This window comes from uncultured Paraglaciecola sp. (genome assembly GCF_913058035.1).
Classification (GTDB): Bacteria; Pseudomonadota; Gammaproteobacteria; order Enterobacterales; family Alteromonadaceae; genus Paraglaciecola.
Genome location: NZ_CAJXPA010000167.1, coordinates 1 through 9,199, shown reverse-complemented (window position 1 = coordinate 9,199; position 9,199 = coordinate 1). Strand labels below are relative to the sequence as shown.

Annotated in this window: 11 protein-coding genes; 9 read left to right on the top strand and 2 right to left on the bottom strand. The window is 39.7% G+C overall.

The features are described from left to right. Positions 1–412: acyloxyacyl hydrolase (locus tag QZ562_RS17060; protein ID WP_293762808.1), on the bottom strand; the 412-nt coding region annotated here is incomplete at its 3' end. 522 nt (positions 413–934) lie between these two features. Here QZ562_RS17060 and QZ562_RS17055 point away from each other — a divergent pair. Next, the gene (locus QZ562_RS17055) at positions 935–1,315 is read left to right on the top strand and encodes a hypothetical protein (RefSeq protein ID WP_293762805.1); all 381 of its coding nucleotides are present in this window, start codon (positions 935–937) and stop codon (positions 1,313–1,315) included. Between the two features lie 74 nt (positions 1,316–1,389). Here QZ562_RS17055 and QZ562_RS17050 read toward each other — a convergent pair whose 3' ends face one another. Next, positions 1,390–1,839 carry an SUF system Fe-S cluster assembly regulator gene (locus QZ562_RS17050; protein WP_293762802.1) on the bottom strand — a complete coding sequence of 150 codons (450 nt, stop codon included), beginning with the start codon at positions 1,837–1,839 and terminating at the stop codon, positions 1,390–1,392. Positions 1,840–2,230: 391 nt separating this feature from the next. Between QZ562_RS17050 and sufB the strand changes: the two genes are divergently transcribed. From sufB to QZ562_RS17010, 8 genes are all read left to right on the top strand, one after another. Continuing rightward, entirely contained in the window at positions 2,231–3,673 is a 1,443-nt protein-coding gene (gene sufB, locus QZ562_RS17045; RefSeq protein WP_293762799.1) for a Fe-S cluster assembly protein SufB, read from the top strand. A gap of 93 nt (positions 3,674–3,766) precedes the next feature. Then, on the top strand, positions 3,767–4,540 hold the full coding sequence (gene sufC, locus QZ562_RS17040; protein WP_293762797.1) for a Fe-S cluster assembly ATPase SufC: 774 nt from the start codon (positions 3,767–3,769) through the stop codon (positions 4,538–4,540). Positions 4,541–4,542: 2 nt separating this feature from the next. Then, positions 4,543–5,865 (top strand): Fe-S cluster assembly protein SufD, encoded by a 1,323-nt coding sequence (sufD, locus tag QZ562_RS17035; protein ID WP_293762795.1) that lies wholly within the window; start codon positions 4,543–4,545, stop codon positions 5,863–5,865. 2 nt (positions 5,866–5,867) lie between these two features. Continuing rightward, positions 5,868–7,115, top strand: coding sequence for a cysteine desulfurase (locus tag QZ562_RS17030; protein ID WP_293762792.1), 1,248 nt, complete (start codon positions 5,868–5,870; stop codon positions 7,113–7,115). 29 nt (positions 7,116–7,144) lie between these two features. After that, the gene (locus QZ562_RS17025; protein WP_293762789.1) at positions 7,145–7,501 is read left to right on the top strand and encodes an iron-sulfur cluster assembly accessory protein; all 357 of its coding nucleotides are present in this window, start codon (positions 7,145–7,147) and stop codon (positions 7,499–7,501) included. Between the two features lie 30 nt (positions 7,502–7,531). Continuing rightward, complete coding sequence (sufT, locus tag QZ562_RS17020; RefSeq protein WP_293762786.1) at positions 7,532–8,056, top strand: putative Fe-S cluster assembly protein SufT; 525 nt, start codon at positions 7,532–7,534, stop codon at positions 8,054–8,056. After that, the gene (locus QZ562_RS17015; protein ID WP_293762783.1) at positions 8,056–8,514 is read left to right on the top strand and encodes a SufE family protein; all 459 of its coding nucleotides are present in this window, start codon (positions 8,056–8,058) and stop codon (positions 8,512–8,514) included. The genes sufT and QZ562_RS17015 overlap by 1 nt, the downstream gene beginning before the upstream one ends. 341 nt (positions 8,515–8,855) lie before the next feature. Continuing rightward, positions 8,856–9,095 carry a BolA/IbaG family iron-sulfur metabolism protein gene (locus tag QZ562_RS17010; RefSeq protein WP_293762781.1) on the top strand — a complete coding sequence of 80 codons (240 nt, stop codon included), beginning with the start codon at positions 8,856–8,858 and terminating at the stop codon, positions 9,093–9,095. Positions 9,096–9,199 lie beyond the last annotated feature (104 nt).

Genomic DNA, 9,199 nt, shown 5'->3' with positions numbered 1-9,199 from the left:
GTTTAAGGTTGTCATCAAACTCCAACACCCGTCCTAATCGGTCTTCAAACTGATAGTGCGAACCAATATCTTTTCCTGCAAAAATTGTATCGTTAATTAATGATACCCCTACTCCGAATTCCCATTTAAGCGGGTACTTATCGGCTGTGGTCGCAAATTGTTTTGACATGACCGGCGACAAAGCCAGTGCATAGTTGGTGTCATGCTGATTATCAGCGCCAAATTCCCAGAAATTAACACTGAGTTCCCAATATAGGTCGAATTCTCCCAACCACTGTATCTGGGTGATTTGACCATGATAGGGGCGATAAGCGAGTCGTATGCCGCTTAAGTCTCCTTCACCATGCAAATAATCTATGGCAATCGACTGATCGGCTGCATCAGCAGAAAAGTTAATAATGGCCAAAAACATTGCGATAGCCGCACTGAATACGTTTTTTTTTATTGTGTGATAACAAGATAAAATTGACACAATAATTCTTTTTACAGGCGGTATAACAATATAAGCAGACCGGATATAATTGACTAGTTGCAACATTTAACACCTCATTTGTAAATTGAATTACTGTGTTATTGCCAGAACTAAGCCAACTGTGGGGTCAGAGACGCTGATATATCGAATCGCGAACGTCCCTTATGGCAAAAACTTCACCGTCAGGTTTAACGCTCGACTGTCGACTAAGCACATAACCTTAATCATCATAATCGATGAATATCTATGGTTGAATGACTATATTAGGCTCATAGGAGCTAGTCGGTCACTAGCTAAGAAGCTAGCAAAAATATGACACTTTATTGTCGGCCTGTGCTTATTGTCGGCCTGTGCTAAAAGGGGCTAAAAGCGGCTAAAAAGAATCAGCTATTACCCAAGAAGCATTGGCTAATATGTTAGATACACAAATATAGCCATTTCTAAAATTAAAAGGTTGATAAATTGATATCAAAAAAAATACGGGAATTATTCGTTTCTCTAATGGAGGCCGCCAGCGGTAACAGCACATCATTGATTAAATTTGATCCTGAAACCGAGATTTATAGCGGCTCGTTTAACGTAACACTTCTTGATAAATTTATTCATGAAGGTGTGTTTGAAGTGGTAGATAGTGACGGAGATTTTACAAATTTATTGATGAATCATAGAGATGATTTTTTAAGTGGTTTTGCATCTGGCGTTAACGAAGCAAAATTGGGTCGGGATCAATATTACGCTGATTATAATGCCAACCCTTTTGCTTTTTCGGTAGGTTATGAACACTTTTTGTATATGAATAAAAAGCCCAAAAAACTTGAGGGTTATGATTGTCATGGGTTTTAAATAAAGATAAGCGAAATGCTATGAATACTGTGAATAACGAGTTGCGGCTTCTTATTTTTGAATAGTTACTGGTTTTAGTCTGGTACTTTTATTAGCTCTGAATTCAGTTGTTTAATATCGAAGGGCATATGTCCCATCGCATCAAGTGTTACATTGTGGAGAGCATTGGATATCAAACGGTTGACGATATTCCAATTTTCTTTTAATTCACAGGTACTTGCAATTTGACAATCACCTCCACCTGACTTGGCACACTCCGTTAGTGCTATTGGACCGTCAATCGCTTCAATCACCTCTGCAATAGATATTTGGCTGGAGCGATTACACAGTTTATAACCACCGTGAGAGCCCCTAACTGATTTGACTACATTGCTTTGGGTTAGAGCGCGCATCAATTTACGAATGGTCGGTTGAGGCAAATTAGTCAACTCACACAAGCGATTTAGCGTAATTAGCTCATCAAACCCTCGCATCTTGAATGTTACCAAAAGTGCATAGTCGGCCATACGACTAATTCTTATCATGAAATCTCCTCCTCTAAAAATATTCTTATCGTACCAGCATAAACATGTTGATTAGTATACCTCAATGGTATGACCAATTTCTCCCAATTCTCTCCCAAGAATTAAATATTAGTTGGCAAATTTATTCTATCTATCAACCATTGTAAATTTATTCTATTTACTAACCATTGTTTGAAGTCCTTCAAGTCAGTCATGATCTTAACCATAAACATAAACAATATATACTAATTTGGTATTGTATTGATTGTTAACTCCATACAGGCTAACATACATTACTAAATTGGTATCCTTTATGGTGCTTGAGTTTCACACAATACATTCGAGATCAAAAAGTGGCTATGTGACTCCACACTATTTACTTTGCAAATCTACAAAAAGAGAGTTAATCATTATGAGCGAAAGCAATGTTATTGATGAGCGTATTAATTCCAGCTATGAAGCGGGTTTTATTACCGATGTTGAAATGCAAACATTTGATCCTGGATTAAATGAAAATGTCATACGAAAAATATCAGCAAAAAAAAATGAACCAGAATACATGCTGAAATGGCGTTTAAAGGCCTACCAAAAATGGCTAGAGATGGAGCGTCCCAAATGGGCGCAAGTCAATTACCCAGAAATTGACTTTGATGCCATTGCCTACTACTCGAGCCCCAAAAGTCAGGATGATGCACCTAAAAGTTTGGCCGAGGTCGACCCAGAACTGCTGCGTACCTACGAAAAACTAGGTATTCCATTACATGAACAAGAAATGCTGGCTGGTGTGGCCGTTGATATAGTATTTGATAGTGTTTCTATTATCACCACCTTCAAGGAAAAGCTTGCTGAGTCAGGCGTGATTTTCTGTTCACTTTCAGAAGCGATAATCGAACATCCTGAATTAATCAAAAAATACTTGGGCTCAGTGGTCCCAGTAAGAGATAATTATTACGCCGCTTTAAACTGTGCAGTATTTAGTGACGGTTCGTTTGTTTATATACCTAAAGGGGTTAGGTGTCCGATGGAGTTGTCGACCTACTTCCGGATCAATGAGATGAATACGGGTCAATTTGAACGCACCCTCATTATTGCTGATGAGGGTAGCTATGTTAGCTATCTTGAAGGCTGTACCGCGCCATCGCGAGACGAAAATCAGCTGCACGGAGCAGTTGTCGAATTGGTTGCACTAAAAGGTGCACAAATTAAATATTCAACCGTTCAAAACTGGTACCCAGGCGATGAAAACGGCAAAGGGGGTATCTATAACTTTGTTACCAAACGCGGTATCTGCCATACCGACGCAAAAATATCATGGACTCAAGTAGAAACAGGCTCCGCCATCACATGGAAGTACCCAAGCGTAGTATTAATGGGTGATAATAGTGTAGGTGAATTTTATTCAGTTGCCTTAACCCGAAACGCACAACAAGCGGATACTGGGACCAAGATGATCCATCTGGGTCGTAATACTCGCAGTACCATTATCTCAAAAGGTATTTCAGCTGGTAAAGGAGCGAATACCTATCGAGGATTAGTCGATATGTCACCAAGAGCAGAAGGTGCACGTAATTTCACCCAATGTGATTCACTCTTAATTGGTGATAAATGTTCTGCCAATACCTTTCCATACATTGTTAGCAAAAATCCAAGTGCGATTGTCGAACATGAAGCGACAACATCAAAAGTCAGTGAAGATCAGTTATTCCTATGCCAACAACGCGGTATCGATCCTGAAAAAGCGGTATCCATGATTGTTAATGGTTTTTGTAAATCTGTTTTCAAGGAGCTACCAATGGAGTTTGCTGTTGAAGCTGGAAAATTATTAGAGATCAGCTTAGAAGGTGCGGTTGGGTAAAGTACTGCGAAAAATCAACAAAATTTCGTGATACAGACATCAGTCGTATTACCACACTGATAAAACTTGATTAAAAGATAATAAGGTCAATAGATGCTAAACGTTGCAAATTTAAGAGCCAAGATTGATGAAAAAGAGATCCTCAAAGGATTAAATATTGAGGTAAAACCTGGTGAGGTCCACGCCATTATGGGACCGAATGGGAGCGGAAAAAGTACGCTATCCAATGTATTAGCAGGTCGTGATAACTATGAAGCGACCGATGGAACCGTCATGTTTGAAGGCAAAGACTTGTTATCGCTTGTGCCTGAAGATCGTGCGCGGGAAGGCATTTTCCTGGCCTTTCAGTACCCAGTTGAAATACCTGGAGTCAGCAATCTTGAGTTTTTAAAAACATCTCTTGAATGTCTACATACTCATCAAAACAAGCCTCTTTTGAGTGCTGTTGAGTTTATGAAGCTGGCACGTGAGAAATGTCGACTGGTCGATTTAGATACTGACTTCCTGAAGCGTGGTGTGAATGAAGGTTTTTCAGGTGGCGAGAAAAAGCGTAATGAAATTATGCAGATGCTGATGCTAGAGCCAAAGCTATGCTTACTTGATGAGACTGATTCAGGTTTAGATATCGATGCACTTAAGGTGGTGGCTGATGGGATCAATCAGTTACGCAGTCCCGAGCGTTCCTTTATTTTAATCACACATTACCAACGATTGTTAGATTACGTGCAACCTGATTTTGTGCATGTATTGGCCGACGGGAAAATCGTTAAATCTGGTGGAAGTGAGCTGGCGTTAGAGTTAGAAGAAAAGGGCTACAGTTGGTTAGAAAGTGGAACTGAGCAATCAGCAAATCCACTTAAGGCTTAACCATGAATAATCTACAGCAAGTAACATCTGACTTTAGCAACAAGCAAACATTTCAAAAAAATCCGTGGTTACAAGGTATTCGTGATGCGGCAAGTGAACGCTTAAGAGTTCTGCAATTACCAACCCAAAAAACCGAAGATTGGAAATATCTTAAGCTTGAAAAATTGTTAGCAGATGATCAGCTCGACGCACAAAGCATGCAAGTACTCGATTCAAAAAGTGACAACGACATTGATGAATTACTTTCGCAGTCTTTAATAAAGGATCTTGACGCGTATCGTTTAGTTTTTGTCGATGGCGTGTTTGTGAGTGGATTATCACACCTTGATAGTAACCCTTACAGCACTTTATTCTCTGAAGCTAACACTGCTCAGCAGCAACTCATTATTGATCACTTAGATACCAGTCTTAACTACTACCACGACTACTTTTCAAGCCTAAACAGCGCACAACTTGAAGATGGTTTACTTATCCATATCCCAGAGCATTGTGAAGTCGACAAACCCTTTTACATCGTAAATCTGACAAAAGGTGATCTACCAAAAACAAATATAATGCGATTATTAATTATTGCTGAAACCGGCAGCAAAGCCACGGTGATAGAGCATGAAGACGCACCACTCAAACATACGGCAATGGTTAATACTGTGATTGAATGTTTTGTAAATGACAAGGCACATATCACCCATAGCCGGCTGCAACTTGATGAGAGTGTCACGAGCATATGCAGTCATCGTGTAAAACAAGGTCACCGTAGCACTTATCAACAACATCAAATTAGCCTTGCTTCTAAATTGAAACGTAATGACCTCACGGTGTCCTTGCAGGGAGAGTATGCGAATAATGATATTCGTGGCAGTTTCTACGGCCGCCATCAACAAACAATTGATAACCATATTTGTATGCAACATATTGCGCCAAACTGCAGCAGCAATGAGATCTTTCGAGGTTTAGTCGATGGCCAAGCCAATGCCGTATTCAATGGCCGTATTCATATTCATCCGAACGCCCAAAAAACATTGGCCGAGCTCAGTAACAAAAATTTATTACTATCGAGCACTGCCACCATCAATACTAAGCCTGAACTGGAAATTTATGCTGATGATGTGAGATGTTCACACGGTGCCACAGTAGGTCAGATTAATAGTGAGGCATTATTTTATTTACAATCTAGAGGCATTCCTAGGGTCGAAGCTAAACGTCTATTAAGCCTCGCTTTTATTGCCGAAATAGTCGAACAATTACCTTATAATAGTGTGCGAGAGTTTGTGACACAACGTTCATCTAGCTTACTTTCCTCATTACACCACGAAGGAGAAAGATAACGATGCCTCTCATAGCTGCAGTTGAACAAGACAACACGTTTAATATTGCAAAAGTTCGGCAAGATTTCCCCATATTAGATCAAAAGGTTAAAGGTAAACCTTTAATCTATTTGGATAACGCAGCAACCACTCAAAAGCCACAGATTGTCATCGATGCTATCAGTCAGTTTTATAGTACTACTAACGCTAATGTTCATCGAGGTGCCCACACTTTAAGTGACGATGCCACTGAGTTGTTTGAAAATGCACGCAACAGTGTGCAAGGTTTTATTAATGCAAAACATGCTCATGAAATAGTGTGGACAAGAGGCACAACTGAAGCGATTAATACGATTGCCAGTGGATTAGCGCAAAGCTTTTTAAAGCCAGGTGATGAAATTATTATTTCAGCAATGGAGCATCATGCCAACATTGTGCCTTGGCAAGTGGCAGCAAAGCGAAGCGGTGCCAAACTTGTGGTAGCTCCGATAAATGAAAAAGGTGAACTAAATTTTTCAATTTATAAGACGCTACTCAATAAAAATACCGCAGTTGTTGCTATGACACATGTGTCAAATACGCTTGGTACGATAAATCAGGTTAAAGAAATAGTGCAATCTGCACAGCAATTTAATGCCATAACAGTGATAGATGGCGCGCAAGCCATCGGTCATGGTTTTGTTGATGTTCAAGACCTGAATTGTGATTTTTACGTCTTCTCAGGGCATAAGTTATTTGGCCCTACGGGTATCGGTGTGTTGTATGGCAAAGAAGCCCGATTAGAGCAATTACCTCCGTTTCAAACAGGCGGAGAGATGATCAAAACGGTCACATTTCAGCAGGCAACTTGGAATGAGTTACCCTACAAATTTGAAGCCGGCACGCCGAATGTTGCAGGTGCAATAGGGCTCGCAACAGCCATCGGTTATGTAAACAGCATTGACCGTGTTGGTGCGTTGGCACACGAGCAGCGATTAATTAAATATTGTTCAGAATTAGCCAATAACATGGATGATATCCATATTATTGGCATGGCAGAAAATAAGACTTCTATTTTTTCTTTTCTCATGGGTGATGCGCATCCAAGTGATGTAGGTACTTTGCTCAATCAACAAGGTATTGCTGTGCGAACGGGCCATCACTGCACGATGCCGTTAATGAATGAGCTGGGCATTCCAGGCACGGTACGCGCATCGTTTTCTATGTATAACACCGAAGAAGAAGTGGCAATGTTATTTGCAGCTTTGACTAAAGTGAGAACATTCCTTTAACTAAAAATCACATTAAAGAGGGTAATATTATGACTGTAATGACTTTTGAACCAAGTAAGCCACGTGTGTCTTTAAGTGATAGTGCGCGTGCTTTTTTGACTCAAAAAATAAAAATTAAGCACGCGGTTGGATTGTGTTTTTCAGTAAAAAAAAGTGGCTGCAATGGTTTTAAATATGTGCTGGATTTTATTGATAAACCCAGCACAGAAGAACATTTAGTCATCATTAATGATGATGACTTAAAACTCTACATCACTCAAGAAGCCTTACCCTATGTTAATGGTACTGAAATTGATTGTGTCACTGAGGGATTGAACAAAGTGATTAAGTTTATTAATCCGAATAGCTCAGCAGAATGTGGTTGTGGTGAAAGCTTTTCAGTCTGATGGTTTAACTCAATATACTGGAAAAATGTTATGCAAAAGCAAATAATTGTTGTAAATAAAGATTGTCCAGCGCTACTTGTGCCAGACGGCATTCCTATCACCATTAAAAAAGATACATTTGTCACCCTGACACAATCATTAGGTGGAGCATATACCGTTCTTGTAAACGGTAATATGGCTCGGGTTGATGGAACTGATGCTGATGCACTTGGGTTTGAACCTATCGTCTTAGAGTTTGAGGATTCGGGTGATCAAACGGTCATTAAAAGTAATGTCTGGAAAGCGATATCTGCTGTTTACGATCCAGAGATGCCAGTCAGCATTGTTGATTTAGGTTTGATATATGACTGTAAAATTGAGGGTAATACTGTATTGATTTCCATGACGTTAACGGCTCCTGCTTGTGGTATGGGTCCAGTATTGGTGGATGATGTTAAATATAAAGTTGGGCTAGTGCCTAATGTAGATACCGTGAAGGTCGACCTTGTACTTGATCCGCCATGGAGTAGAGAAATGATGACCGAAGAAGCACAATTAGAGATGGGATTATTCTGATGAATAACCTGCCTACCACCCACTTATCAGACAGCCCTTTTGGTACTAAAATCAAGTCTGAAGACATCGCAGAGACTCTGTGTTTCTTCGATGATTGGGAAGATCGTTACCGTTATATAATAGACCTTGGTAAGGAACTTCCTACCCTACCCGTGTCATTTAGAACTGACGAAAATCTTATAATTGGCTGTCAAAGTCAAGTATGGTTGGTGTGCGAATATGATGAAACAAACAATCTTCTTTTAATGGCAGTCGACAGTGAAGCTCAAATTGTTAAAGGGCTAGCAGGTATCGTTCTAAGTGCTTTTAATAAAAAAGCACCTCAGGAGGTAGCTGACTTTAAAATAGAAACATTCTTTACCAACATTGATTTATTTAGTCATTTGAGTTCAATGCGAGGTAATGGTTTACGTGCCATGGTTAAAAAGATCTTATACGTCGCAAACCGTCATTGCTAAAGCACATTTCAATTAGCAATATGTTAATTAATGAAGCGCATATCAGCAATAATATTGTTGTCGTGTTTATGGAAGCTACCCCAAAACAACTTCGATGTGTGTTCTCTGTCATCGCAGTAAAAGCTTCAATTGCTTGCGATGAAAATTTTATTCTGTTGATGCTTTGGCCAATCCAGAGATTCTTGGGGTATCACCCGTCTTTGTGGCTGTCCAAGACTTCCAAACGTTTAGACAAATATCGTGTTGATTGGAGGTAGTGGTCGCGACCGCGTGCAAAAAAATCAATCGCTCAAGTCTTTAATCAATAGTCAAGTCGCATACATCCAATTAGGAATAATCACGTGAGTATCAATCAGACAATTCAAGATATAATTATAGAAAAAATTATTGACGCACAGGTTACAGTTAATAATACGGGACAAGGGCATTTCAGCCTAGTTGTCACCACTCCAGAATTTATTGAGAAAAACATGCTCGCTAGACACAAGTTAGTAATGTCCGCCATCGCGCCACTGATGTCTGGACCTAACGCTCCAGTCCATGCCATTGACAACTTAAAAACGATGTTACCTACCCCCTAATTAAGAGCATCACACTTTACCAATGTTAAAGACTAACCAGTTATTTCTTGGCCTCAAGACATGTCAAATCGGCCAAATTTAATAGTAATACACAGAGTATTAAT

Coding starts and splice junctions, on each gene's coding strand:
- QZ562_RS17050 (WP_293762802.1), bottom strand. CDS start 1,839: ATGATAAGAATTAGTCGTATGGCCGACTATGCACTTTTGGTAACATTC.
- sufB (WP_293762799.1), top strand. CDS start 2,231: ATGAGCGAAAGCAATGTTATTGATGAGCGTATTAATTCCAGCTATGAA.
- sufC (WP_293762797.1), top strand. CDS start 3,767: ATGCTAAACGTTGCAAATTTAAGAGCCAAGATTGATGAAAAAGAGATC.
- sufD (WP_293762795.1), top strand. CDS start 4,543: ATGAATAATCTACAGCAAGTAACATCTGACTTTAGCAACAAGCAAACA.
- QZ562_RS17030 (WP_293762792.1), top strand. CDS start 5,868: ATGCCTCTCATAGCTGCAGTTGAACAAGACAACACGTTTAATATTGCA.
- QZ562_RS17025 (WP_293762789.1), top strand. CDS start 7,145: ATGACTGTAATGACTTTTGAACCAAGTAAGCCACGTGTGTCTTTAAGT.
- sufT (WP_293762786.1), top strand. CDS start 7,532: ATGCAAAAGCAAATAATTGTTGTAAATAAAGATTGTCCAGCGCTACTT.
- QZ562_RS17015 (WP_293762783.1), top strand. CDS start 8,056: ATGAATAACCTGCCTACCACCCACTTATCAGACAGCCCTTTTGGTACT.